General features: G+C 44.8%; 23 protein-coding genes. 4 read left to right on the top strand and 19 right to left on the bottom strand.

The genetic code is table 11. The features are described from left to right. Positions 1-75 precede the first annotated feature (75 nt). The 3 genes from dndE to dndD all read right to left on the bottom strand — a co-directional run bounded on the left by dndE (position 76) and on the right by dndD (position 3,257). Positions 76-477: a DNA sulfur modification protein DndE gene (gene dndE / locus QT979_RS21730; RefSeq protein ID WP_333206025.1), complete on the bottom strand. Its 402-nt coding sequence runs from the start codon at positions 475-477 to the stop codon at positions 76-78. Between the two features lie 80 nt (positions 478-557). Continuing rightward, positions 558-947 carry a GxxExxY protein gene (locus QT979_RS21725; RefSeq protein ID WP_333213121.1) on the bottom strand — a complete coding sequence of 130 codons (390 nt, stop codon included), beginning with the start codon at positions 945-947 and terminating at the stop codon, positions 558-560. A gap of 312 nt (positions 948-1,259) precedes the next feature. Continuing rightward, complete coding sequence (gene dndD / locus QT979_RS21720) at positions 1,260-3,257, bottom strand: DNA sulfur modification protein DndD (protein ID WP_333311657.1); 1,998 nt, start codon at positions 3,255-3,257, stop codon at positions 1,260-1,262. A gap of 11 nt (positions 3,258-3,268) precedes the next feature. On the opposite strand from dndD, the gene QT979_RS21715 reads away from it, so the two are divergent. Continuing rightward, positions 3,269-3,433 carry a hypothetical protein gene (locus tag QT979_RS21715; RefSeq protein ID WP_333311656.1) on the top strand — a complete coding sequence of 55 codons (165 nt, stop codon included), beginning with the start codon at positions 3,269-3,271 and terminating at the stop codon, positions 3,431-3,433. Between the two features lie 69 nt (positions 3,434-3,502). Here QT979_RS21715 and QT979_RS21710 read toward each other — a convergent pair whose 3' ends face one another. Together QT979_RS21710 and dndC are read right to left on the bottom strand one after the other, a co-directional pair. Beyond that, the gene (locus QT979_RS21710) at positions 3,503-4,066 is read right to left on the bottom strand and encodes a GxxExxY protein (RefSeq protein ID WP_333311655.1); all 564 of its coding nucleotides are present in this window, start codon (positions 4,064-4,066) and stop codon (positions 3,503-3,505) included. 129 nt (positions 4,067-4,195) lie between these two features. After that, positions 4,196-5,863 carry a DNA phosphorothioation system sulfurtransferase DndC gene (gene dndC, locus QT979_RS21705; protein ID WP_333311654.1) on the bottom strand — a complete coding sequence of 556 codons (1,668 nt, stop codon included), beginning with the start codon at positions 5,861-5,863 and terminating at the stop codon, positions 4,196-4,198. Positions 5,864-6,048: 185 nt separating this feature from the next. Here dndC and QT979_RS21700 point away from each other — a divergent pair, with 185 nt between their 5' ends. Both QT979_RS21700 and QT979_RS21695 read left to right on the top strand, forming a co-directional pair. Beyond that, complete coding sequence (locus tag QT979_RS21700; protein WP_333213115.1) at positions 6,049-7,227, top strand: DNA sulfur modification protein DndB; 1,179 nt, start codon at positions 6,049-6,051, stop codon at positions 7,225-7,227. 67 nt (positions 7,228-7,294) lie between these two features. Beyond that, positions 7,295-7,906 (top strand): hypothetical protein, encoded by a 612-nt coding sequence (locus QT979_RS21695; RefSeq protein WP_333311653.1) that lies wholly within the window; start codon positions 7,295-7,297, stop codon positions 7,904-7,906. A 65-nt stretch (positions 7,907-7,971) separates the two neighbouring features. On the opposite strand, the gene dndB is transcribed toward QT979_RS21695, so the two are convergent. After that, a complete protein-coding gene (gene dndB / locus QT979_RS21690; RefSeq protein WP_333311652.1) occupies positions 7,972-9,093 on the bottom strand; it encodes a DNA sulfur modification protein DndB in 1,122 nt (373 codons plus the stop codon). Positions 9,094-9,345: 252 nt separating this feature from the next. Here dndB and QT979_RS21685 point away from each other — a divergent pair, with 252 nt between their 5' ends. Next, on the top strand, positions 9,346-10,938 hold the full coding sequence (locus tag QT979_RS21685; protein WP_333311651.1) for a DGQHR domain-containing protein: 1,593 nt from the start codon (positions 9,346-9,348) through the stop codon (positions 10,936-10,938). Positions 10,939-11,300: 362 nt separating this feature from the next. Here QT979_RS21685 and QT979_RS21680 read toward each other — a convergent pair whose 3' ends face one another. The 13 genes from QT979_RS21680 to QT979_RS21620 all read right to left on the bottom strand — a co-directional run bounded on the left by QT979_RS21680 (position 11,301) and on the right by QT979_RS21620 (position 25,739). Next, a complete protein-coding gene (locus tag QT979_RS21680) occupies positions 11,301-13,241 on the bottom strand; it encodes an alpha-amylase family glycosyl hydrolase (RefSeq protein ID WP_333311650.1) in 1,941 nt (646 codons plus the stop codon). A 255-nt stretch (positions 13,242-13,496) separates the two neighbouring features. Beyond that, positions 13,497-14,075 carry a hypothetical protein gene (locus QT979_RS21675; protein ID WP_333311649.1) on the bottom strand — a complete coding sequence of 193 codons (579 nt, stop codon included), beginning with the start codon at positions 14,073-14,075 and terminating at the stop codon, positions 13,497-13,499. 53 nt (positions 14,076-14,128) lie between these two features. Beyond that, complete coding sequence (locus QT979_RS21670; RefSeq protein WP_333311648.1) at positions 14,129-15,721, bottom strand: M36 family metallopeptidase; 1,593 nt, start codon at positions 15,719-15,721, stop codon at positions 14,129-14,131. A 720-nt stretch (positions 15,722-16,441) separates the two neighbouring features. Continuing rightward, positions 16,442-17,893, bottom strand: a complete 1,452-nt coding sequence (locus tag QT979_RS21665; RefSeq protein WP_333311647.1) for a methyl-accepting chemotaxis protein — start codon at positions 17,891-17,893, stop codon at positions 16,442-16,444. Positions 17,894-18,212: 319 nt separating this feature from the next. Further along, a complete protein-coding gene (locus tag QT979_RS21660) occupies positions 18,213-19,061 on the bottom strand; it encodes an endonuclease/exonuclease/phosphatase family protein (RefSeq protein WP_333213108.1) in 849 nt (282 codons plus the stop codon). 208 nt (positions 19,062-19,269) lie between these two features. Next, positions 19,270-19,740: a DNA phosphorothioation-associated protein 4 gene (locus tag QT979_RS21655; RefSeq protein WP_333082402.1), complete on the bottom strand. Its 471-nt coding sequence runs from the start codon at positions 19,738-19,740 to the stop codon at positions 19,270-19,272. Positions 19,741-19,828: 88 nt separating this feature from the next. Continuing rightward, positions 19,829-20,149, bottom strand: a complete 321-nt coding sequence (locus QT979_RS21650) for a nucleoside triphosphate pyrophosphohydrolase (RefSeq protein WP_333213107.1) — start codon at positions 20,147-20,149, stop codon at positions 19,829-19,831. A 12-nt stretch (positions 20,150-20,161) separates the two neighbouring features. Next, on the bottom strand, positions 20,162-20,815 hold the full coding sequence (locus tag QT979_RS21645) for a Uma2 family endonuclease (RefSeq protein WP_333311646.1): 654 nt from the start codon (positions 20,813-20,815) through the stop codon (positions 20,162-20,164). Beyond that, on the bottom strand, positions 20,805-22,868 hold the full coding sequence (locus tag QT979_RS21640) for an AAA family ATPase (protein ID WP_333311645.1): 2,064 nt from the start codon (positions 22,866-22,868) through the stop codon (positions 20,805-20,807). Before QT979_RS21640 ends, QT979_RS21645 begins: the two co-directional genes overlap by 11 nt. Then, positions 22,865-23,140: a hypothetical protein gene (locus tag QT979_RS21635; RefSeq protein ID WP_333213104.1), complete on the bottom strand. Its 276-nt coding sequence runs from the start codon at positions 23,138-23,140 to the stop codon at positions 22,865-22,867. Before QT979_RS21635 ends, QT979_RS21640 begins: the two co-directional genes overlap by 4 nt. 87 nt (positions 23,141-23,227) lie before the next feature. Then, positions 23,228-24,595, bottom strand: coding sequence for a DNA phosphorothioation system restriction enzyme (locus QT979_RS21630; protein WP_333311658.1), 1,368 nt, complete (start codon positions 24,593-24,595; stop codon positions 23,228-23,230). A gap of 96 nt (positions 24,596-24,691) precedes the next feature. Beyond that, positions 24,692-25,261 carry a Uma2 family endonuclease gene (locus tag QT979_RS21625; protein ID WP_333213103.1) on the bottom strand — a complete coding sequence of 190 codons (570 nt, stop codon included), beginning with the start codon at positions 25,259-25,261 and terminating at the stop codon, positions 24,692-24,694. Between the two features lie 34 nt (positions 25,262-25,295). Then, on the bottom strand, positions 25,296-25,739 hold the full coding sequence (locus tag QT979_RS21620) for a hypothetical protein (RefSeq protein ID WP_333213102.1): 444 nt from the start codon (positions 25,737-25,739) through the stop codon (positions 25,296-25,298). Positions 25,740-25,891 lie beyond the last annotated feature (152 nt).

The following is a 25,891-nucleotide window of genomic DNA, read 5'->3' as shown; positions in this document are numbered from 1 at the left end:
GTGTCCTATTTTATGACACTTTGTGTACTCTGCTTACTTTTTTTCTCTCCTACCCCTACTTATTGAGCCGATACGTTAATTTCTTAATTTTTCAGGCGATAAAGCGATCGCCACCAAGTCTTCGATTTTCTTAATATTCGGATCGCCCGCCAAATAACCAATCCCTCGGTGCAAGTGCAGGCGAAACTGTTTGGCTAGAGTTTCTTTTTCTGTGCCTAAATTGTCTTGATAACAGCGCTGCTTGAGGGCCATTATTAGGATATCGGCCATGTCGCCGCCGAAGACATCCCAGCTTAATTCGACGTTGCTGTCGCTGGGAATTGGTACTGGGGATGGGATGCTGGGCTCGGCGAGCGATCGGCAAAATCCCCACCTGCATAGAATATTCCACTGATCGATTTTGGTCGATCGTTTCAGTTTTGATAGTTGGTCTTTGCCTGTTTGGGAGAGGCGGATGCGATCGACTGGTGGTTCCATAGGTTGATGATTTGTTACCGCAGATGAGGGCAGATGAACACGGATTAACGCAGATGATAGCATGAGATTGGAGCTGCGGTTTAGAAGTTGTGGACTATTCGTTTAATTTCTACTTTGGGGTTGCCGAAATTAATTAGCAAGCAGATGGTTATTTTTGTAGCTTTTATGACATTGAGACACTGTGCTGTTTCTCTTTCACCCAGTGATTTGATAGCTTTGAATTCTACAAGCACGGCTCTTTCCACTAACACATCTGGCACAAACTTCCCAACAATTATATCTTCGTAATGGACATAAATTGTAAACTGAGGTTCAACCAACATTCCTGTTTTCCGAAGTTCATAAACCAAAGCATTCTCATAAACTTTCTCTAAAAATCCGTAACCCAACCTATTCCCAACCTTAAAAGCACACCCAATAATTTTTTCCGTAATCTCATTAAGTTCCAATCTGCGTTCATCCGTGTTCATCTGCCCTCATCTGCGGTTCCAAAAATCCCACATCCAAAACTCTACCAAAAATCACCTTCTGCTACAATGTAAAATCAAATCTGCGTTCATCAGCGCTCATCTGCCATCATCTGCGGTTCATTAACAAATTTTTACACGGCGCGGGCTTGATTAAATCGGCGGTTTTTGGTATTGTATTTCTAGTAGGATTTATCCTATATAATCGGATACTAGCAAAAATAAAATTTTCACAACCATCCCATTATTATATACATATTACCGCAACTCCCCAGCAAAGTCAAGGGAGTTGTGGCTATTTTTTAGGGCGAATTTTTATTCCCAGAAGTAACCTTTTTCGACGGTGGTTTGGTGTTTGGCGGAGTCGTATTTGAGGAGATAGCTGTGGGCGATCGCCTCTAATTCTTGGAGTTTTTCGTATTCTACTTTTCTAATTTCCGTGTCGGTAGAAAGCAGGATGACTTGGTGGCTGGCCGAGGGGAAATAGCGTTCCACTAGGTTGTTTCTGTGGGAGGAGTCGAGGCGGCCCAAGGGAGTGTCGATCGCGACTGGCAATTGTCTCCCGGATACTCTAGCCAATCCCCACAAAAAGGCGATCGCCAGCAATTGTTTTTCCCCGGCTGAAAGTCGGTGTTTGGGTACCGGTTTGCCTTCTGGATCGTAAATGGAGAGGCTAAATGTTTGAGTGTCGATCGCAACTCTGTGCACGAGGTCGGTTTTGTGCAACAGGTAGCGGAAACAGTCGGTAATTTCTATTTCGAGTTTATTGAGTTTTTTGAGGGTGAGTTTTTCTTTAAAGAGTTTCAGAGTAGCTTGGGCTTTAGCGATCGAAGCGATGACGTGTTGGCTGTTTCTGATGGTGATGTATTCGCTGCTGTAGTTTTCTAGTTCTTTTTGGTTTTTGGCTAATTCTCTCTCTAATTCATCGACGCGGCGGTTGGCTGATTCCAAGGCTGCGGCTGCGATAGCGACTGCTTTTTGCGCTTTCCTGACTTCTTCTTCTAGTTTTTCGTAGGCTTCGGGGGAAGCTGCGGCTGCGAGTTGCCTGTCTGTAAAGTCGATTTCTGATTCGATGTTTTTGATTTCTTCTATTTGGTCGCGGGCTAGAACTTGCTGGGCTTTGATTTGGTAGCTAAGAAGGTTTTCTAGTTGCTGGATGCTGTTGTTGTCGGCGTTCATCCAGGGCGGAACGTCTCTTCCGGCTTGCTGTTCGAGTTCTTGGTTTTCTTGGCGGATGAAGTCTTTAATTTTATCTAGCTGTTGGGGATTTAAGGAGATTTCAGCGATGTAGTTGAGAAGGCGATCACTTCTTTGTTTGATAACATTTTGGGCAATCTTTGCTTGCTGCTGGCTGGCTTCTGTTTCTGCTTGAATTTTTGCTTCACTTAGCAATGGCGAAATTAAGGCTAGTGGTAGCGTATTTGATGCCAATTCCATCATGGCTTGACGGGTTTTGTCTGCCTGATTTCTGTAGTCATTTAGCTTGCTGTCTAGCTGACTGCGATCGGCGGCAATCTTCCCGCCTTCATAGATAAATTTTTCTGATGCTTGTTGCTGATTTTTTTGAGCTTTATCTAACTCGTTTTTAAAGCTGGCTTGTTCTTGCTTAGCTAACTCTATTTCATCAGTAATTTTCTTAAAAGTTTGTTCAATTTTTTCTAAAGCAGCCAAGTCTTTTTTGCCAGCAATTTCTTTCCGCTTGCGGCCGGCCAATATTTCTAAATCGACGGCGAGGCGTTCTGCTAATTCTAAACCTAAAAGAGATTTAATCGCCCCGACGACGAACTCCGGCGGTGTTTCGAGTTCGGCGAGTTCTTTTACTTGTTCGCCGTCAAATAAAAATAGGTTGGATATTCCGACGGGTAAAAGGGTTTCGATGTATTCGTCCCAAGTGTTAGTAATTGCTTTGTCCGACCACCAATCACTGACTATCTCGCTGTATATAAGAATGCTTAGGTTGTCTTTGATATCTAATTTTTTCCAGTATCTAACTATTTTGAATTGAGTTAATTTGTCGTCTTGGACTTGTTCAAATGTTAGTTCGACGCGGGTATCTTCTAATGGGGGAGTGTGGCGGTTGACGCATTGATTGAGAAAGTCGCTGTAGCTTAAATTGCCTCTGGTGGAACATTGGGCGCGGCCACCGTAGAGGGCGAGGCGAATGGCGTCCATGAGGGTGGTTTTGCCGCCGCCATTCATGCCGCCAAATAAAATGACTGGGCATGGATTTCCGTCTTTTTCGGGGCGGAGATTGATGGTTTGGGTGCCTGCATAGGGGCCGAAGTTTTTGAGGACGAGTTCGAGGAATTGCATTGTAGATGTATATGTTGTTGGTTGGTGGGGGGGGGCGGTTAGCAGCGGATTTGGTAGCGGATTTAGCGGATGGGTGGTTGGTGGGGGGGTGGTTAGTGGCGGATTTGGTAGCGGATTTAGCGGATGGGTGGTTGGTTGGGCGGCGGTTAGTGGCAGATTTGGTGATCTCCCACTAATGATCCGTTACATCCGTTACATCCGTTACATCCGTTACAAAATCCGCTGCTAACCGCCCCCCTCCCTTGCTACCAATCAATTACATCGGTTGAATCTTCCTCTTCGTTTTGGGACTGAATGTTGGGAGGTAATGGGAGTTCGTCATCTGTTTCTTCATAGGTTCCTGCACTTCCTCTCGTCCAACCTCTGCCATTTGTTTTCGGCCGCCACAAGTATGGTTGAATGTGTTGTTGCCAACCTTGTACAGATTTTGGTGGGAGAATGCGGTGATATTCTAATTTACTGCGTCCAAAGTTTATAAATAAACCTACTTGTGCTCCTGTAGCTGCTAAGTAAGCTATTATTTGAGCTTTATCTTTATCGGTCATTGGATAATTCACGGCTTGATCTTCTACTACAATACATTCATTCACCCAATGGTCTAGATAGAGAATTCCGATCCAAACTTGACCGTCATAAATTTGTCGGGGATATTCCATTTCTGTTGTAATACTGGATTTCAGCATTTCTGCATCAAATGCTCTTTGGTAATGTTTTTCTCTTAAACCTTTTTGTGTCCTCCGGTGTACTCTCATTGCACAGCCGATGATGCTGTATGTAAGCTCCTGATGGGGAATATTAGGATTAATCATGGTCGTAAAAATTTTGTAATTTCAACGATGAGGGTTGGGTAATAATGAGGTTAGTTGACAGCCTATTGTATCCGATCGATCGGGGGGTGGCTGTCAACAAGTTTGGGTTTAACCGCAGGCTAGCGCGTGCTAATCGCTAGGTTTTTCCTCTCCTGAATTTGGCGGTGAAAATTTAATATCCGCCCAAGATAGCTGTCTGCTTTGATTGCTGTTGCTTTCGAGTTCTTCTTTAAGTTTGGCAATATCAACGGTATCGTTTTTGGCGGAACTGTTGGTTTGGGCGATCGCATCTTTGAATTGCTGAATGTTTTCCGTCGGATTTGCTTTAATATCTTCCACCGCTTTTTTTAAATTGCGTTGATAGTGGGCGTTGCCAATTGCTTCATCCTTCGATCGCGAACTGGTTTCAAAGCATTTGTCCAAATCGGCGTAAATACCTGTACGGCGGGGCTTCGTGTAGTATTGGCGTTCTGTATCAAGGAGTTTTGCCATCAATTCGAGGTGCATTTTGTCCTCGCTGCAAATCTCTTCGATCGCAGTCCATTCATCGCTACCGAGGAGTTTTCTTTCGGCGGCGGGACGGGAATCTTCAAAACGTTCGCCCGTGACTTCTTCGTAAATCCGGGGCAAACTGTCGTCAAATTCGTGCTTTTGTTCCAGCCAAATTCGGCGGATTTCGCTAAGTTCTTCTGGGGTAATTAAGGTGATATCGCGCATTTCTAGGGGTGCGGTTTTGCGGATTTGGGTTTGTGCTTCCAAGAGTCGTCTGAGCCAGTGTTCTCGCCAGAATTTGGTGTAGGGCCCTGGGATGGGTTCGACGGAGGTTGTGTCGTCGCCCATGTTGCGTTCAAACAGTTCTACTCTACCGTAGATGCGGCGGAAGTCTCTTTTATCGTGATCGTTTTTAATGTCTAATTCGTTGCGAATATCAAGGAGAGGCTGCATCCATTCTTTTTCCTCATCGTTTTGAATCATTGCCTCCATAGATTTATCTTTGTCAACCATTGTACACACCCAGCACCCAAAGCGAGAATCGCCACAGCTAGGAGTAGAAGTATCAACAACTAAAGGACACTCATTGTCTGCGGTTGCACCCCGATACATGGCAAATAAATCTTTATTGTTATTTCCCCAAGGATTGTCCCACTGCATTAGATACAGCCAAACTTCATCATCACGCCAATTCTCAATAGGGGTATAAATTAAAGAGTTAGGTAAGCGACCATTAGGACTGAGGCGATCGCGCAATCTACCTGCTTCATACTTTTTCATTGTTGCTGCACGTTTGCTGCTTTCAGCCTTGCGAGTACCCAAAACAACAATAGTTTCACCATGTACTCGAACTAAATCTCGGATAAATTGATTGACCGGCTGAATTTTCATCCTATCTGTACACCACCGAAATCCATTGCGAGGCGCTGGATAGCCTTTACCAATTAAGCATACCCAGAATGTTTCTTTCACCTCTGGATGAAGCAGATGCGGAGAAACAGGCATTTTTTGCTCTTGAGCAAGTATCTTGAGCTTAGCTAAAGATTTACGTACCCAATTTGAAATAATCGGATTTTCCGCGAAAGTATCCGTTGTAATTACATGGATAGTTTTTGTGCGTTTCTCGATCGGAAGTGCTGCGATTGCGTTCCAGATAAGCTGCAATACTGCGGTGCTATCTTTCCCGCCACTCCAACCGATTAACCAAGGTATAGCGTCTGAGCAGTATAATTCTTGAATTTCTTTAGTTAGCTCTTTTATCTCATCGAGTAACTCCTTAACAGTTCGCGGCGCAAATAATGACATCTGCTGAATTTCTATCACGTTTTAAAACCCCTATCTTGCTAATTTTTAAGTTTTATGATACAATCTGCTTGTTGGCTAGCATACTGATCCATGTGTCTTTGTTATTGGCCTTTTTGCACAATAGCATCCCTGATTCACGTACCATCAAAAAAGTTATAATAATTAAATAAGCTTTTACCCCCATTATGTCTGAAAACAACTACCCAGAGACTGATTCGAGCCAGAAACTGGAGGAGGTTCTAGAGCCTTACTTTGCCAAGTACCACCGTCAGAAGTGCTATCCAGGGCTAATTTTCCAGCAGGGGAAGCGGAAGATGGTGCAAATAAATATCCCGGCTGATGACTTGCCTACTCTCCTCCAGGCCAAACCCTCAACTGGCAACGATCCTGATTCTGGTAAAAACCGCCCAGAGATAAAGGGTCATGCTGAGGAAGTAAAACAATATATTCTTAAACGTGCTAGAAACGATCAACCCTGGATTTTGGGGACACTGACAGCAAATGTCGATCCAGAAAAGATTGACATTATAGAACTAGGTCGGGGGATTTGTCTAGTAGTTATTCATCGTGGTGTTAAGTTAGATATTACCGATGGGCAGCATCGCAAGCGCGCTATTCACGAGTTAATTGAAAGTGCTGACGGCGAGTTAATAGGTGATAATGATTTCCCTATTACGTTGGTTTTAGAGGAAGACTTTAACCAGTGTCAGGCGGATTTTCGAGATATGGCGCAGACAAGACAACTTGATAAATCCTTACTTTTGTCATTCGGTGAGTTTGAAGGTAGGGTTGGTATTACCAAAAACTTACTTGAAAAAGTTTTAATGTTTCATGGAAAAACAGATAAAATTAAAACTAATCCCGACAGTAAAAGGAAACTTATATACACAACTAATTTTATAGCTAAATTGGTGAGTTGTGCGTTTACTGACGGCCCAATTGATGAACTCCAAGATTATGACGTTGCTGAATCCTCAAGGATTCTGGCTAGATGTCTTAACAATTTCTTTTCCGAATGTAGTCAGAGTAGACATATTTGTGAAACCAAGGTTGAAGATTTGACAGTTGAAGATGTGAATCATTTTAAGGAATACTGTATCTTAGGTAGAAGTGTAGGGCTAGAAGTTTTAGGTCGGTTGCTATACTATACCTATGACACAGATAGCAGCCAAGATTTTGATCCTGAAAAAGTATCGGAAGTGGCACAACTGGATTGGTCTAGACAAAGCCGTATTTGGGAGGGAAATGTTGTTTTATCTAACTCCAACCCTAATAATCCAAGAGCCTCCTATAAAATAACAGCAAGTGCTAGTGCTGTAAAAATGGCGGTCGAGGCAGCAAAAGCCGAGTTAGGATGGATTTAACTAATATTATCGGCGTTCATCTGCGTGCATCTGCGGTTCTCAAATCCATCCCACCCGCAAACTAAATATGTCCTACAGCGACTTCAAAACGATCGACCAAGCCGTCTCAACCCTGGATCTAACCGTTGAAGACATTCCCCACTTATTCAGCCAAATTACCCCGATCGCACCTTCAGAACGCCTCAAAGAAACTCTAGACGAAGCTTTAGACTTAGCCTCAAGTATCAGCACCGAAAAAGCTCGATCGGAATTAATCATTACCCCCATTTTACTCGAAATCCGGCGCACTTTTAACAACAAAATTGGCTACTTTTCCGGCAACACATTTAACGTAGAAGAGAGCAAAGGATTAACCGGGGCTTGTGACTTTATCCTCAGTGCATCGAGCAATCAATCATTGGTGACTGCCCCAGTCTTGACATTGGTGGAAGCAAAAGACAACGATATTAGAATAGGATTGGGACAGTGTGCGGCTCAGATGGCAGCAGCTCAAATATTTAATGCCCGCAAAGGGCAAGAACAATCTGGGATTTATGGAGCAGTTTCAACAGGTACAAACTGGAAATTCCTAATTCTAGAAAATCAGTTGTTAAAAATTGATTTGACTGAATATTTCATTACTCAGCTAGACCAAATTTTGGGCATTCTTGCAGAACCATTCAGACGCTATTTTAATTAGCCTAGTTTTTGGAGGCATTTGGGCGCAATTACAAAGGTGGCACGGGCGTCCCGCCTGTGCTGTATCTACGGGCGTCCCGCCTGTGCTGCATCTGCGGTTTCCAAACCTAACTTAACCTTCAAATAATCAGTCATCCAACTAACACTAGCCCTCGACTTAGAAATCCCCCCTTTCAACAAAATACCCCCCTCCCAATCAGGATTAGAAATCGACCAATCAACCTGCTGCAAAAGGCTCAAACGTTCCTCCCAACTCTCAGGAAAAACCGATCGCAAAGCCGCCCCAACTTCGCCCAAACTCTCAAGCACAACACTGTGACAGTGTACGCAATCCCGGCGCATTTCCCCCGCCGCAACTTGCTTGTGCAGAACTAATTGCCAATCTGGAATAAAACTGCAAACCGCATTCCAATAACTAACCGCTAGTTGTATTTTTTGAGCAAGTTCTTCCTCTTTCTGTTCTTTTTTGGTGCGAGAACCAGAGGGTTTGGCCTGTTCGCTGCCGTGAATATTAGACAGCAAAGCCACGATCGCACGATCGATCGCACTCAGCGTAAACAATTTGTGCGATCGCCCGTTCAAACTCCCCCTCTCCATCTCAGTCAAACACCGGAAAACCTCAACCTGCTTAACAACAGCCTTCACCACGAAAGCGCGATCGTCCCGGTGGTTGTAAAGTAGACTGAGTGACGCCTCCAAAGGAACTTGAAAATTATTCAAATCAGCAAACATCTGCTGCGATTTTTCCAACCCAATATCGAGAAACAAAATCAGCGCCACCGTCTCATATCCCAACTGCGGATTTTCCCTCAAAGCCATCTCGAAAGCCGCCCGGCGATGCTGTCCGTCATTAATAGTAAACTTAGCATCCATCGGCACTCGCAAGCGACCGATTTTCCGTTCTTCGGCCTCATTTCCCACTGCTTCAAAAGTAATATCCGCATCAATCGAAGCAGCAATTGCCCCACAAGTATAATTTGTAGGATTCTTAACAAAATAATCAGCAATTTCGGGAATCCTAGCTTTGTTAAGCGCGCGTTTCGCCCGCATAGACGGCGGCAATTCTTCCGATTCAAAGGGAAACAATTTCGGCAAAAAACGCACCGGACACATCGACACGTAATATTCGCGGCCCGCTTGAATGCCCCGAATTACCGGCAAAATGTATTCAAAGGAAGGAGTAGACATATTTTAGAATGGGGCATTGGGAATGGGGAATGGGGCATGGGGCATTGGGAATGGGGAATGGGGCATGGGGCATGGGGCATGGGGCATTGGGCATTAATAGCTATTGACTTTTAGCAAAGTTTATGGTAATAAGGTCGGCTAGTAGGGCATAAATTAAGTATTTCACAAGGTTTTTTTAAAAACAAGTGTTGACATAAACTTTAATATATGATATTTTTTGAAAAAAATAGCCTAATTATATAAAAACCGCCGATGAACACCAACCCAGCGGATGACCTCGCTAGCAAAATTTTAGAAAAAGAAAATAGCGACAGACAGGAAATCGCACTTTTATTAGATAATTATTTAGGAAAGGACGATCGCATTTTCGTACAAAAAACCCAGATGGGAAACAGCGAAGCATACATCGGTTCAGTCACCCTAGAATGGTTAGACTCTCGCGTCCGTTTCGCCTCGCAAATGCCGCTTTTCCGCCAAAAATTTGACCTCCAAACCAACAACATCGTCCGCGACGACGAAACCATTGACGAAATTATCCAGCGTCCCTTAGATTGGTCGCGGCAAGCCACCTTAACTCAATATTTAACCGCCCGAAAATCGCACAAATTCCCCGCAGTTTTAGTAGTCGTCAGTCCCCCGTGGGTAGACAATCCTTTAGCCGAGGAATGGGATAAAAATGGCGTAGCAACCAAATCCGCGACTGAATTTATATCCTTTGATAAAAACGAAAACTTAGGGCTTTTGAATGTCTCTCAAAAAGTCTCAATTTTTGCCTTAGACGGCCAGCATCGGCTGATGGGAGTTCAAGGTTTAATGAGTTTAATTAAAACCGGAATCCTGCAAAGATACAACAAAAATAAAAAACCTGTCGGCGCTGCAATTACTCTGGAAGATTTAGCAGAAGAGTATCAAATCGACCCCGAAACAGTGTATAAATTAGCTCACGAAAAAATCGGAATTGAGTTTATTCCGGCGGCGGTAGCGGGGGAAACGCGGCAGCAAGCACAACGGCGCGTGCGATCGATCTTTGTGCACGTTAACCTCATGGCGGTAACGCTGAGTCAGGGCCAGCTAGCATTATTGAACGAGGACAACGGATTTGCGATCGCGGCCCGAAAAATTGCCGTCACCCATCCCTTATTAAAAGAACAAGAAGACAGAAACCCCCGCGTCAATTGGGACAGCGCCACAGTCGCAGCCAAATCAACTGTCTTAACCACATTGCAAGCGCTGCAAGATATGTCCGAACGATATTTAGAATACAAATTCCCTCATTGGAAGCCGGAACGAAAAGGTTTAATTCCCATGCGTCCAGAAGATGAAGAACTAAAAGAGGGAATTGAAGAGTTTAAAAAATTGTTCGATCATTTAGCAACTTTACCCAGCTATCAAAGAATTGAAAGCGGCGAAGAAACGGCAGAATTGCGCCGATTTAGTTTTGAAAAGCCAGGGGGCGAGGGAAATATTTTGTTCCGTCCAGTCGGCCAAATTGCTTTAGCTAATGCTTTGGGAATTCTAGTATTTAGAAAGAAACTTTCCCTGAAATCTATTTTCGACAAACTCCGCAGATTCGATGTCGATGAAGGATTTAGCCACATGGACAATCCTGAGTCTGCGTGGTACGGGATTTTGTACGATCCGAACAAAAAGCGAGTTCTAGTTTCTGGAAAGGATTTGGCGACGAAGTTAATTGTATATTTGGTGGGGGGAATTCAGGACGATATGGATCGAGCTCATTTGCGGCAAGCGGTAGCGGAAGCGAGGACTTTTGAGGATAAAGCTATTAGTTTTAACGGCCGATTTGTGCAGCCGCAAGAGGTAGGATTGCCGCCAGTGCTGAGTTAATTTTGTTACTGCAGATGCAGGCAGATGTTTTTTCACGATCGGCGATCGACTGCACATATAGCCTTTCTCAGTAACATGAGGTACTATCTGGCCACGGGCATAGGGCATAGGGCATAGGGCATAGGGCATAGGGCTTGAGAACCGCTATAGCTGCGGCAATTTATTGTTTTTCTCGTACTCTAGATTTGCGATCGCACGGCGTTGCAAAGTTAATCAAATCAGTGGAGTTGAAACTGCACTGACTCGATCGCTCCTTTCGCCCATTCAAGATATGCGATCGCACGGCGTTACAAAGTTGATTTGCTCAAGGTCATGTCACCGACTGATTGATTCCGGCGATCGCACGGCGCCTCAGCTTGACTTTAGGGATAATTCGTCAAAATCAAAAATTCGGATGCTGGAAGCGGTTGGATCTCGACATAGGCAGTCCCATCTTGTCGCTGCACTGACACCGTTGATCCCACCTGATGAGCACCCCTGTAACCCGGATTACCTACTTCGGCCGTATTCAGAATTACCGTCATTGAACTCCCGATCGGGTTGAGATTGGCATCTACTAGCACTCTCGCTCCTCGATTATCCGTTCCATGACTGTTTAGCACACAAACCGCTTCTTCATCATCTAAAACCCGTGACCAACCAATAATTTCTCCACTCCGTCCATGCTCGCCAAAGGGCAAATTCAAGAAGGGAATCGCGGTTGGTCGCAAATACTGTCGTCCCAAGCGCAGCACAGGGAACTTTTTGCGGAGTGCCGCCATTGCCGCAATCCGAACATAGACAGGGTGATTCGGATCGAAACAGTGAGCACCCGCTGTCCCAAACGGCCCAAAGCCGGGTAAGTTTTGATCGATCGCTTGCAGTCCTGCTACTCCTGATTGCCGGGGATGCGAGGGGCCAAACATTGCTTCCCGCAAATAGCGATCAGATCCCTTCCAGTCGGGCAACCACTGGCGTTCAGACGGTTCTGGTCCCGCCAATGCCTGCTCAGTTCCCGCGTAAATGCAAGGAATCCCCAACGTGAACAGTTGCAATGCCACTCCCGCAATCACCTGATGATCCGATGCAGCTTCGCTGGAAAAGCGGATTTTTTCACCGAACACATGATCGTGATCGTCCAAAATTGAAACATGACGCCGCCCGAGATTCCGGTGTGAACCCATCACCGCGTTCATTGGATCAAACCCGTTAAAGTAGGCTCTTGGGTCCATCAGCCCTTTGGCAACCTGGTTAAGATTTCCCCGCATCTCGCCGATATCCAACGCAGCATTTAAGTTTTGCCCCACCACATCCAGATAACGGTCTTCGTTGTAGTCTCCGCCTGCGACTTCTCCTACCAAAAAGAAGTCACTCTTACCCAGATTGGCAGCAAACTCCTTAATCGCCCCGCAGAAATTTCGGGCTTGCTCGTAGGTAACGTGTTTGAGGGTATCAATCCGAAAGCCATCGCAGTCTGTCAGGGCAATCCAGTATTTATAACACCGGGCTAAGTTATCTAAGAGATGGGGATAGTCCAACTGGAAATCACGCAGCGTAATGAAATCCGATCGCCGGAATTCGGCATTGGGATCATCGAGATCGCCACGCCCTAAATCGCCCTTTCCGGCACGAGTATAGCAATCTGGTTCCTGGAGTTCGATCGGCCAGACTCCTTCCGCGTCGGTTTGAGGTTGCCCCGCAATGGGTTGTCCGCGATCGCCTACCCACGACCCAAACTGATACCAACTAGGTGTATAGGGTGGTTCCCATTCTCCCCCAGGGGTACCAGGAGCATAAAACCAGTTAGATCCTGAATGGTTAAAAATGATATCAAGGATAATGCGTAGCCCCTTGGAGTGCGCTTTATTGACCAGACTGACCAAATCTTGGCGAGTCCCAAACCGAGGATCGACCTCTAGAAAATCTTGAATGCCGTAACCGTGATAGCTATCCAAGTGACCCCGTTGCTGAAAGATTGGCCCTACCCAGATCGTTGTCACGCCTAGTTGGTTGAGATAATCCAGCTTTGACTCTAATCCTTTGAGCGTCCCACCCTGCCAGCGATCGCCTCCCGACTCTGCCCATTTGTCAAATTGCCAAGACTGTCCATTGGGCAGATTAGGTCGGGCCTGATTCAGTTGCTGCCGATTAAGTAGAGGGCGTGTATCTTCTTTACCATCGCTAAAGCGATCGGGTAAGAGAAAGTAAAGTACCTCATTTCTCCAATCTGCAGAGGATGGAAAGTAACTCTCACGTCGGGGTAAAGAAAAGTCTTTTAGACTAGCTGGGCGCTGATTAGTGAGATTTTGATCGGTAAATGTCATAGGAATTATCTCAAGATTCGTGAATAGCTTTGCTCGCACTTCTGAAGTTATGTTTTTTTGGTTAATGTGGGGCGATCGGCGATCGCACTCTGGCAAGAATGAACTGGACTCAGGCGATCGCCCGATCTTGTGCGGACTGAGTTAAACTTCTGTGAAACCCAGATTTTTTGTTGTGGCGATCAGTTTGGGATGATGGGTTTCGTTCCCTCAACCCATCTTGCTAGAAGATGGCGATCGCACTTACTTAGCAGCAGACTAATTATCCCCGCAATGCTGCCGTACAAGTCGATCGATCGCCTGTGCAATAGTTAGGAATCTCGATCGAGGAGTTTCGGGTTGATTATGGAGTGTTCTCAGAACATTCTCAATACTTTGACCTGTTGGCAATACCAATGTTGATGATTTCTCCCCCAGGCGAATAGTGAGCCGATGGGGGTTGAGGGTAGGTTCAGATGGGATATCAGAGGGTAGGTCGGCAAAATCCCGATCGGACAGAATATTGGCAAGCATTACTAAATCCTGTCGCTCTAATTGACATATTTGATGGGGAGATGACACTGTATCGTTGATAAAACGACTAGCCTCACAAGTCCCATTAGGGAGAATTGTCCAAGTTATGCCAGAAATCCCCACAAAGCCCATCTGTCCATCTCGGAACTCTAACTCTGCGATCGGGTCACCATCTTCCGTGAGGAAAGGATTGTTACGAGGTGTACTCATCGCCATAGCAGTCATAAACGCTAGAAGTGATACCAGAATGGTGACTGGAATGAGTTTTTGGTAAAAAGGCTTCTCCATAGCAAAAAACCTATCTCTGGGGCATGGTTTCACCATACCCCCAGTCCTAATTAGACTATTCTTCTAGTTGACATAGACAAAGCAAACTACTAAACAGGGATGCCTCGTTCAGTTTCAAATATCCGCTGGATCGTTGCTTTGTATTCTCCACCACACCAGGATTGGTCAACCGCGAGTAGCATATCCTTGGCATACTTGAAGGTCGGTGAAGTTGTTCCTAGAACCAGCATACTCCCAAAGATCAGGAAGTCTGCCACTTCTTGTCCGAGTTTTTTTCTCAAGTGCCAGCAGGCCCCGGCCCAAGCTTGACCACGGTCATGGGACTCTGTTGAAGTTTCGGAATATTTCAAATCATTATCGCAGTTGCGAATCAGCCCCGCTTTTTCAGGAGCAGGTACGACATACTCCCCTAAGTCAGGATCATTCAATAAAGAGCAAGCGAAATAATCAGCGTAACCTTCGTGCAGTGCAGCTCCTTCACTTCCAAACATAGCAGGGTGATATTCATCAATCACGGCATGGGTGAACTCGTGAGCAACTACATCAAATTCCTTGGCTAGGTCGCGAAGTCCACCGGGATTGCCGGGATAACTGCCATCTCCGAAGTAGATCTGCCCCGTACTGGAAGAGTAATAAGCATTATCGTATTTTGTTCCGGTATGGACGTTAGCAGCGAGTTGTCCACTGTTAGCTTTGCCATAGGGGTTATTGACTGTAAACCCTCGGAATCCCAGGTCCAAGAAGTATTGATAGACTTTCTCCACAGCATAGTAGACTTGGCATTCATCAAAGTGCGTATCTTCAGGAGGAAAGTCAAATCGGTAATTGCTGCCTACCACTGCGCCGGAAGCATCCTCATTAATCACCTTACAATACCGACCATCTAACTTGTTGTAAGGAGATTTGACATCGCGCAGCATCACAGTTGTTAGGGGCGTTTCCTCGGGATTTTCAGAGTAAACTCGCGCCCGAGGTGCAAAGTAAAATGAGTGAAACTTCATCGAGTTGTAGCTGTCTACAATTTCTCCATTCTGGACATCAATAAAGTATTCCCAGTCACCGAGGGGGGTTTCTGCCGGAACAGTTAAGTGATAGACTCGCACATCACCCTGTTGGGTCGGATAGAGGACGGTTTTATGACTAATGCCACCCCTCAACTCAACCGCTTCACCGAGATCTTTTCGGGCAATCTGGCGAGCTTCTTTTAGGGAGATAGCTGTCTCGCCCGGTTTGACAGAAATTTGCGATCGCAGACCACTCGTCACTATCCGAACTTGATTTTTGTCATCTACACCTACCAAAACGCTGGCACCAAAGACCGGTAATCCCTGGTGATTTTGCTGGCGACGAATGAATTTCAGCCCGCCCCACTTAAAGGAATCAACTTCAGTCAGTTCTTCAGTATCTTCTGCGCTCAGTCCTAAAATGCCAGGGTTTTCCATCAGGAAGGAACGGCTGGCGTCAGCGGCAGTGCCTGTCATTTTCATGGACAATTTTCCTTCTAAGTAAGCAGGATTTCCGGTCATGGTGTTCACCACTAAGGAAGATCCCGATCGCTGCGCTAGGAATGTTTTCCTCTGGGTCGAAGCAACCGCGACTGGCTCAGTGGCTACACCAGAGACGAAGGCATCAACACGATTTCGGTTAGCTGGATGACTAAGGCTAGACTCTTTATAAAACATAGGTTTTTCTCCTTCAATTTATGCAATGAATTCCTGAAATTCGGATTTCTAAAGACGCGGGATGATAGCGTTTGCTCCAATACTCCTTCAAATAAACTTGGGAAACAATACGATGATCTGCGTATAGGATTATGAAGATATTGCAACAAATTCTCCTTTAAGCAGTCCCAACTTTTCTTGGCAACCATCACCGCACCCGTTCGAGTTTGTATAGTTTTTTGTAAAGATTCTCCCAATGTTTTCGCACTGTTCCTTCAGTGCAACCCAGCACTTTAGCTATAGCAGTTTTCAATCGGACATCTGCACTTAAGCTGTTGCGGCTTTTAAATTGTCTGTCAAAAAACAATCAAAGTTTTGTGGGGTGCGCGTCCCGCCCGCCTTGAATATGCAATTTAAATGCGCGACAGCTTAACTCAACTGAGAAAGGCTATATTCCGGCATTGCTATTATTTTTGGCAATCCAAAACAACGCCGGGGCCTCGCGTTTGGTGAGTCTTAGGAATTCCCAAGCAGCAATAGAGAAGGATTGCGGTTGTTGTTCTTCCCGTAGCCAGAAATATTGCTTCCCCATTTGATCGGGAATGAGACGGATGATCTGTCGTCGGAGTAATTTTAGGAATATTTAGCTAAGTTTTTGCGAACAGTCGCTACCAGCCATGAAAAAGGGGGATTGAATTCGTTAAGTCCCCCTTGAGAACGGAGATGCTGAAGGGTGGAGGATCAAACAACTGCTTGCAGCTTTTGAGCAGCAGAATTGAGTTGGTGCGTGCTGACTTTGATTTGCGATACACCCGAAGCCGTCTCCCGCGCACCGTGATTAATCGCATTCATCGCTTCGACCACTTGATTAATCGCAACTGCTTGTTGTTTGGCATTCAGCGAAATCTGTTGACTGCTGATGAAAACTTTGTTGATGGAGTTAGACACACCTGTGAATGCCTCTGCCATGCTATGGGCAAGGGACAAGCCTTCATTCACTGTCTTGTTGCCTTCATCGGTGACCATCACGGTGGAGTCGATCGCCGTTTGAATTTCCGATACTAGCCTGTCGATCTTGACCGCAGACTTCTTACTTTCGTCAGCAAGTTTGCGAATTTCTCGAGCAACTACCGCAAAGCCTTTGCCATGCTCGCCAGCACGGGCGGCTTCTACGGCGGCACTCACGGCCAGCATATTGGTTTGATTAGCTAAGTCACCCACCAAGCCCGAAATATTGCCAATCTGGTTGGTTTGTTCGCTCAGGCGGAAAATTTGTTGGGCGATCGCCCCCACTTTGTCCTTAAGGGTAGTCATCTCATCAAGAGTTTGGCGCACCGCTTCAGTACCGCCTTCAGTCAGCGAGAGGGCGTGACGTGCCCCTGAAGCTGAGACTTCAGCCTGTTCCGCCGATTGGCGCGAAGATGCGCCGAGTTCGTCCATCGTGGTCGAGGTTTCATTCACTGAGCTAGCTTGTTGCGAGACGGTGCGTTCTTGCTCTTCGACCGCACTGACGATTTGTGCCGAGGAGCTAGCAATTTCGCCGGCAGTTTGGTTGAGGGTGTTGGCGATCGCCGTGGATATCAAGTATGCCACCACCAAGGCAATAACTAAAGAAGCAACAGCACCCAATACCGACATCATGACCAACACACCGAGCGCATTTTTGGTGTTAGTTTCCGACTGCTTGACTAGCTTAGCTTGCTGAGTGTCAAACTCCGTCATAACAGCCTCGAAAGCCTTGAGATTTTCTGCACCCTGCTCTGCTGTGTCCATTACCAATTTACGGTTACCAGCTTTGGCTGCTTCAATCAGATTGCGGGCGCTCTTGTCATACTGGGTTGAAAATTCAATCATCTTGGTCATCCGTTCTTTTTGTTCATTGCTGAGGTTGTGAGTCAGATCTGAGGCTCGATCTTCAGTTTCCTTCAGCTTCTTGACACCCGCTTCGTAGCGATCGAGCGCTTCTTTGTCAAGGGTCAGAGCATAACCCCTTGACTGCCGGGCAATTTCTGACACTCTCAATTCAATGTAGTCTGACATCCTAGCAGCTTCTACTGCTTGCAATGCTTCCTCAAAGTTCTTACTAACTGTTTGCGATGTACTATAGACACCGATCGCTAGTCCTGCGATTAATCCTACTGGCACTGAGTAGCCCAGTAGCATTTTTCCTCTGAGTTTAAAGCTGTTCAACATAGATTCGATCCAAAATTTGACTTCAATCAATAGCTACACTTCGGTAGGAAATGATCGATGGCGGGTGGCGCCATTAATCGCCACCTACTCAACTTCTTCATCTCAACATCCCAGGAGACCCGCACTCCCTTTCACTGCGTAAGGGGTCTTCTGCGAGTAGGGGTCTATAATACTGGTTACCAAATTTTGCACGGGTAGATGTAAATTATACCATTATGTACTGTGGTATTACCTTGAGTAGTTAGTGGAGTTTTCCGAGGAGTTTTCCGAGAGCAGGCGATCGATCTTAAGTTTGGTTGATGCTGTGGCTTACACCGCTTCATTTTAACAAAATAAGTTCAGCTCCTACAGGCAAATGATCGGACTCGGTTGCCTCCAAAACCGAACTAGATTTAGCACCCCAATGATTTGAATACCAAATATAATCAATCCGGAAAATAGGATAATTTAATCTCCAATTCGACCTTTTTACCAAGAACTTAAGTTCCCAACCGTGAGGCCAGGTAAAACCAAACCCCCATCCCGATTTTCGGAAAGAATCTTGCATGACTTTCTGCACCCTGTCATAGTCTTGAGTTCTGTCTGTCATATTAAAATCGCCCGCGACAATTACTGGCAGAGTTTCTCGCTCAACTCGCTGCACTAAGTCTTGAATTTCCGGCGATCGTTTGTCATATTTGTAAACTGGAACTTTGAGAAAACGCCATTTTTTAGAGAGTTTCAACCACGGCCCGGTAGCTTGCATATTATAAATCACTACTTCTTGTTCGTTAAATTTAATAATGGCCCGCTGCTGCGTTTCTGGATGGCCGGCTAAGTGCAGTATTTCGCTGGATACAATTGGGTATTTACTGAGAATTCCTACAGGGGGAGTGCCAATTTGATAGGGGTAGTCTGCTTTTAACCAGGTGAAAGCTCTTTCGGTATGTTTCCTAACGATTTCTTGTAAAAATATAATATCTGGTTTTTGCTGGTTAATAAGTTTTAGTAAAGTAGGTGACTGAGTTTTATGCCAACTGAGGTTATGAGATAAAACTTTGATGCTATGCTGCGAATTTGTGATGTTTATTGGTTTGGGGCTAAAGTATTTAATGTGCAGCCAACTTATTAGGATAATGCAGGCGATCGCAGAAATAACAGTGAACCATCTTTTTTTGATAATTGACACTCCGATGATCGGAAGCAAGAAAATTGGGAATAAAATTAAGGGGCTAAAAGTGCTAATTAAGGCAATAATTCCTATTCTATCCCAAAAAAATAGTTTGAGAATGAAATAGCAGATAATAAATGCTGAGTAACTGTAAGCAAGAAATTTTGCAGATTTCTGTAAGCCTCTCTTGATTATATTTTTGGGGATGTGCTTCATTGGGAACCTATTAAAATAAAAACTTGCTTAAATCGAATTCTTCATTTGATCGATGTTGGTTGTCTCTTTCAGAAATCAACACCAACAAAAGGCGATCGGTATAATCCGCCGCACCCCGCAACTCTTCTCGCAAAATTTCCAGTCCGCCATTAGCATATTCTTCAAAAATTTGCAAGCGTTCTGCTTCCAATTTTTCGTCGAGATGGGAGAGAATTTGAGGATTTTTGGTTTCGGCGATCGCAATTAACTTAATCGCCATATCGTAGCCCCTCGATACAAAAATATCAACATCTATCGCCCCCGGTTCTCGTTTAGAAATTTCCCCCAAAGGCGATCGTTTTTTCCGCTGCTTTCCCAAGGATGCAGCGAAGGCGATGACATCAGCGTAAGTCTGAAATGGCGCGGAGTTGTTATCCGATAAAGTTAATGATTTGACTAACTCCGCTTTATCTTTAGCAATTCTAATTTTGTTAGCAGCCATTGGGATTAATATGTAATTTTTAACTGAGTAATTTGATAGAGTAACCGCAGATTAGAGGCAGATAAACACAGATTAACGCAGATAATTTTCAGAATGTCCGCAACAACATAATTTTTTGGGCAAAACCTCCTCTTGCTTCCCGCCGCTTCATTTGTTCGGCCAAAAGTCGATCGCCCGAAATGCCAAAACTCACCATCACCGCATCTATTACCTCATACAAATCCGCCAATTCTGCCACCAAATCTTCCTCATCAGCCTCTGCAGCTTCCCCCGCTTCTTCAATTAATTTATGCAGCAAAGCTTGACGGTATTCTGCGTCCGACAAAATTACAAACTCGCATTCATTCCCGCTTTGGCGAATAATTTCAGGAATGCGATCGCGCACCAACTTATGATACTCTTTTTCCACGTCAAACTCCCTTCAACCTTGACTAAAAGTTTGAATCAACCAGCGATTAATTTCCCTATCATCTTGCGTTTGACTCCGATTCAAAGCTTCTTCAACTAACGCTATTTCTAAGCCAGGTAAAACAAGTGAATTTTGAATTGTCCCACTCCCTACAGCAGTAATAGCTAATGCAAATACTGCATTTGTATTAGCTATTACTGCCCAATATTCTTGGACTTCAGAATGTTCGTAAATTAAACGCTTTACTCCCAAATCATCGGCACTAGAAGATGCTCCTATTTCCACTACTAAAGCTGGAGGTGCAAACACATTCAAATTAATTGGCCTATTTGTGCGAGAAGGCAATTCAAAATCTGCACCTATATAATAAGACAAATCAGGTTGAAATTCCCGAATACCTGTTTTGCGAAAACTGGCATTAATTAACTCCACTATTCGGATATTTCTAAAAGCAGTATAAAAATTGACAACTCTCGAAACTACTGAATTATGACGACTGTGCAATGCCCCTACTGGTGACATTTCTACCCTCATGTGTTCTTGATAGTAATAAAACTTGCCCTTTTCCCATGCTGAATCCTCCGCAAAATTCATAAACTGTTCCCACGTCGCCTTCACCCAAATATCTGTTTCCAAAACCTGCGTAATTGCCGAATTAGAAGCCATAATCCACCTCTACAATTTCCGTATATTCAAATTCATTTGGACTGCGCCTAACTAAAGGATAGCGCGTCCCCCCCAGTTCGATCGCATCTTCTTCACAATCAGCTTTCGGAGAATTGTACACCAGGACGTATTCCCTGCCTGTGCAACTTTCCATCTCTTGAGCAACTTCTCCGCGCCACTGAGTTTTTGTCACCAAAACCACCAATTGATTCGCCAATTTCGGCAGCTTATTTGCAATTTGCTTGCGATAAATCTCGTCCAAACTCCCAAAGGGAGAATCCATCACAATTGGAAACGTACTGCTATCCGGGCCCATCAAAGTATTTTTTTGACTCCACTCCCGCACGCCCTCAATAATCCCGCCGATAAACGACAAGCTGAGAATTTGATTTTCTCCTGTAGAAGCGGCAACCAAAGAGTCTTGTCCCGACGTATTTTCTACTAGCGTGAGTTCGTATTTATCGCTCAACTTGGGGATATAAGGAGTAAAAGAAATGTGACTGAAAATATCTTGCACCCGCTTTTCCAACTGAGAACAAAACTGTTTTTCTAAGCGCGATCGCACTTCAGTTAGGCGATCGATCGCATCTTGAGCCGCAGCAATCCGGCGCTGGGCTAATACTTGCCTTTGCTCATTCAGTTGCTGCTTATCGATTTGCTTGTCTAGATTGGCGATCGACGCATTCAAACTCTCAATCTGCTGCTGGTTAGAGCCTGTTTCCCGGTGCAAATCGCCAATTTTTGCCTCAATTTCATCCAAGCGCTTTTGCAAGCGGCTGACATCACCTTCAGGAAAATTTCGCAGCTTGTTGTGAATATCGTCTAACTGCGTTTCCACCCGAGAAAGTTCGGTTCTGTCGCGACTGATATTGGCTTGCTGTCTGTCAATTTCTTCCCAAAAATCAGCCACTTGCCTATCAATTTCATTTACCCGATCGCTAATCCGAATAGTTGTTTCTTCCACATCGCCAACACCCGCCTTATCCATCCAACCCCTAACCTGTTGGTGAGATTCAGAACCCTCCACTAATTCCGCACCGCAGATACACCGCTGCTGAGCTAATAACTCTTCCAAAAACGGCCGCTGAATCCCCGAAAGCAACGAGCCACATTCTCGTAAACCCCCGACAATCACTTCAAATTCAGCCGCCGCATCTGACAGAAATACCGCGTAACCGCGCATAGATATTGAGCGTTTTAGAGCATCTGTAGCTTCTGAAATTTGTTGCTTAAATAAATGGCGCTGCTTTTCCAATTCGTCTCGCAAATTTTGCAATTCGGCGGCACCGCCCAGTAGCAGCAAATCACCGTTAACTGCTTTTCTTAACTCGCCTTGATGAATCAATTCTTGCTCAAGTTCTAATTTTTTTTGCAAAAATTGTTCTGCCTCTTTTTGAGATTTTTGCTTCTCTTTCAAAAGTTTTTTAATTTCGGAACTGCCAATCATTCTTAAATCTGTTTCTAGAGACTTTCTGGCATCTCCCAAATGTCTAATCGAGCGGTTTAGCACCTCTACTCCTAGCAATTCCTTAGTAGCTTCAGCAATTTCTGCTTTCTTATCGTGGCGGACTATTTGCTCGATTCGCTCTCCGTCAAAAAAGAAATATTGATGCAAACTTTCCGGCAAAATTCGTCCGATAATATCATCAGGATGCTGGGGCGGTAGCATCCAGCGACCGTCATCTTTAGCTACCTGCATAAACAATTCGCCTTTGCTATGTTCGACACTATTTTGACTTTTGTAAGCATGGCAACTGCGCCTTACTTGGTAGCGTTTGCTGTCGTGTTCAAAGACGATTTCCACCCAACAAGGTACTCGTTTGCCCGGTTTAGCTTCCGCAATAGCGCGTTTATTTACTGATTGTTCTTCCGTAAAACCCGCGCTCAGATTTCCGTAAAGTCCCCAAGTAAAGGCATTCATCAAAGCTGTTTTTCCAGCACCGTTATTGCCGTGAATCACTGTAATATTTTGCGCGCCCCAGGCTAGCTTAATTTCGGGTGTTTGGCCGAAAAACTGCCGGAAATTGCACAGACTAATTGAAATCAGCTTCATACAATTGCTTCCTTAATAACTTTCAAAATGTCATCGCTAATATAGCGGGGAGCCCTCATGTACAGTTTATCTTTTTCAATTTCTAATACCCGTTCGATAATTTGCCGGACTTCGGGCGGCGCGCTAGTAATTGGTTCCTGTACGTCGCTCAATTCCTGATGAGTTTGATAAGAAGAACGATTTTCTGCTAAAATACTTGTCGGTACGGCTGCGATCGCACTATCTTCATATCTAAATGCCATAATCAGATTTTCATTCAGATTTTCAGTCATATTCTTTTGACAAACATTAAAACTAGCAACTAAAACTACAATCAAATAATTCTCTATTCTCAAACATAAACCGAACCTTAATAAATGTCAAATGTCTAATAGCCCGTAACGCCTCTGAATTTGCAGCAATTTCACTCTCGCTTCCCCAGAATTGTCGGCTAAATCCGCAAATTCCAAGAACCGCTTTAACTCTTTTCGCAGCAAATTGCGCTCGACTTCTAACGTTTCCCGACCTAAATCTGGAGGCAAAACTATCATGTCAAATAAAGTTGCCCTTTCCTTCCCCGGATGCGGCCGCAAAATCCGTCCCCGGCGCTGAATAAACTGGCGCGGATTGCTGCTGCTTGCTAAAATTACAGCATTGCGAATGGCTGGAATATCAACGCCTTCATCCAAACAGCGAATCGCGACTAAACCTTGCAATTCTCCACTCTCGAATTGCTGACGCAATCGTTCTCTTTCTGCTAAAGGAGTTGCCGCCGTATAAGTGTTAACTCGGTAGCCTAATTCTGAACCCAATAACTTCGCGGTTTCTGTTAGTTGGCGGTTGTTATTTCGGCGGCCACCTCCTTCAATCGCACCGTCGCCGCAGTAAAATAAAGTATGGCTTGTGTCGAGACGGTGAATCATTAATTCTCGCAAAGCTATTAATTTATTAGCCGCTGCCCCAATTAACCGGGCCCGCTGCATTAATAAAGTTGTTAAAGCATCGTTTTCTTCTACGTTTTCATCACCCCAAAGCGCCCACCCAATCTTTTGAGTTAAGCGGGAATACTTGCGGGTTTCAGCTTCTGTTAATTCTACTAAAATTGGATAGTATAAATAATGTACTAAGGCTTTTTGGCGGATGGCGTCGGCTAAGGTAAGTTCCGGCTGCAAAACAGGGCCGAAATAATCTAAAATAGCTTCAGTTCCCTCTTCGTCGAAATGCCTTTCTGGGGTGGCGGAAAGAGCGAGTCGCAGTCCAATATTTCGCGGCAAACTTTCTCCTAAACGGGGCGCGCCTAAGTTGTGAACTTCGTCTCCAATAATCAGGGTTTTTTCTGGGAAATAGCGCAGTTGCGATCGCAAACTATCTCCCATTAAGGTAGCATTGGTAGTGATGATTGTGAGAAATGCTCGCTCGCCCGTTAGCGAAGCCCTCGAAGAGGATCGCACTTCATACAAACCCGCAGCCAGCTTATTTTGCCAACTGCGGGCGCTATCAAAAGCCAAAATAGGTTTTAAACCAAATTTCTCGGATTCGCGCGCCCACTGATTCACCAGGTGGCAGTAAGGGCAAATTACGAGCAGGACTTGCAGGTTAATTTTATTGTATAATTCAGTGGCGATCGCCAGTGCAGTAATCGTCTTGCCGCTACCCGTCGCCATCTTCAGCGTACCGCGTCCCTGATTCGCAAACCAATTAGCAACCGCCACTCGCTGATAGTGTCGCAATTGCAGCGATGGCGGCATATTCGGAAACCCAAATTGCGAATTATTAGCCGTTGAGCGATTCACCTTTAAATGTCGTTAGATGCAAAATTACCCTGACTCAACTGTAACTCATTTCTAATTAAAACTTAACAACTCAAACAAATTTGTCGCCGACAATTGCAAATCCGACAGCACATCCAGTACAGGTAAAATATCTTCATTCTCTTTAATCTCAGGTTCCTGCTGCGGTTTAAAAACAATTACCAATTCTTCTTCCGGGTCAATCAGCCAACCTAATTTAGTATGATTCTTGAGGCAAAACAGAATCTTATTAATTACGCGAGTTGAACTTTGCTCCGGCGATAAAATCTCAATTGTCCAATCCGGCGCAATTTCAAACCTATTTTCAATCTTTCCCTGAGAATTCAGAGGAATGCGCGGCCACTCGAACACTGCTATGTCTGGAACAATAGAACGTCCCCCAAAAGTGCAGCGCAATTCTGGAAACGCATAAGCTAATTTCTGCGGCTTGCCAACTCGATTAATAACAGATGGAAACTCGAATTGTAACGTACTGTGTTTTCCTTGTGGCATATCTTTTTGATAAATTTCACCGTCAACATACTCGCTAGCAGGCTTAGTCTCTGGCAATAGCAGAAACTCTTCCAGAGAAATCTTTGACGGAGACTGAATTGACGTTACCATAAGCCATTAACCCCTCAACAACTCAACTGGGCCATTAAAAATCTGCATCGCCGTCTGTTTCCCAATCCGCACAACTCTCCGATTCCACACCAGTAGGGTGCATCGCACAAACCAACAAATTTCCACCGTAAACTTGACCGTGATAATTGCGACAACCGCGACAAGCTGGCTGCTGCGTCGGCGAAGGGTCTACATAAGTCACCATCGACAAATCTATCTCATCAAACTCCGGGTCGAAGTCGCGGCAAATTTCAATTATCGGTTCGATAAATTCATTAAATAAACCATCAAATTCATTGAAATAACCGTCAATGTCGTTAATCAGATTATTTTGTACTTGTTCTGTAAACTCTTCCGACATTTTTGCCAAAACGTCCAGCATTTCGACAAACTCTTCGCCCATTTCGCTGAAAAACTGCTCTACTTCAGAAACAGCATTTTCCATTACTCCAAAAAAATCTTTAGACCAATCTTCCATGAATTTGACAGTTGGCTATTACAAAATATTTTACAGACAGGTGCAGCCAGCCTCATGCGAAGCGATCGCACCTACTTTCAATTCTATTACCTATTGCCTGATATCCGTCCACATCTGACAGGGCAGATATTCAAAAAGGGAACTCAAGATTA

Source organism: Microcoleus sp. w2-18bC1, assembly GCF_036700365.1.
Classification (GTDB): domain Bacteria; phylum Cyanobacteriota; class Cyanobacteriia; order Cyanobacteriales; family Microcoleaceae; genus Microcoleus.
The sequence above is the reverse complement of the archived record's forward strand: the minus strand, read 5'-3'. Positions and strand labels throughout refer to the sequence as shown.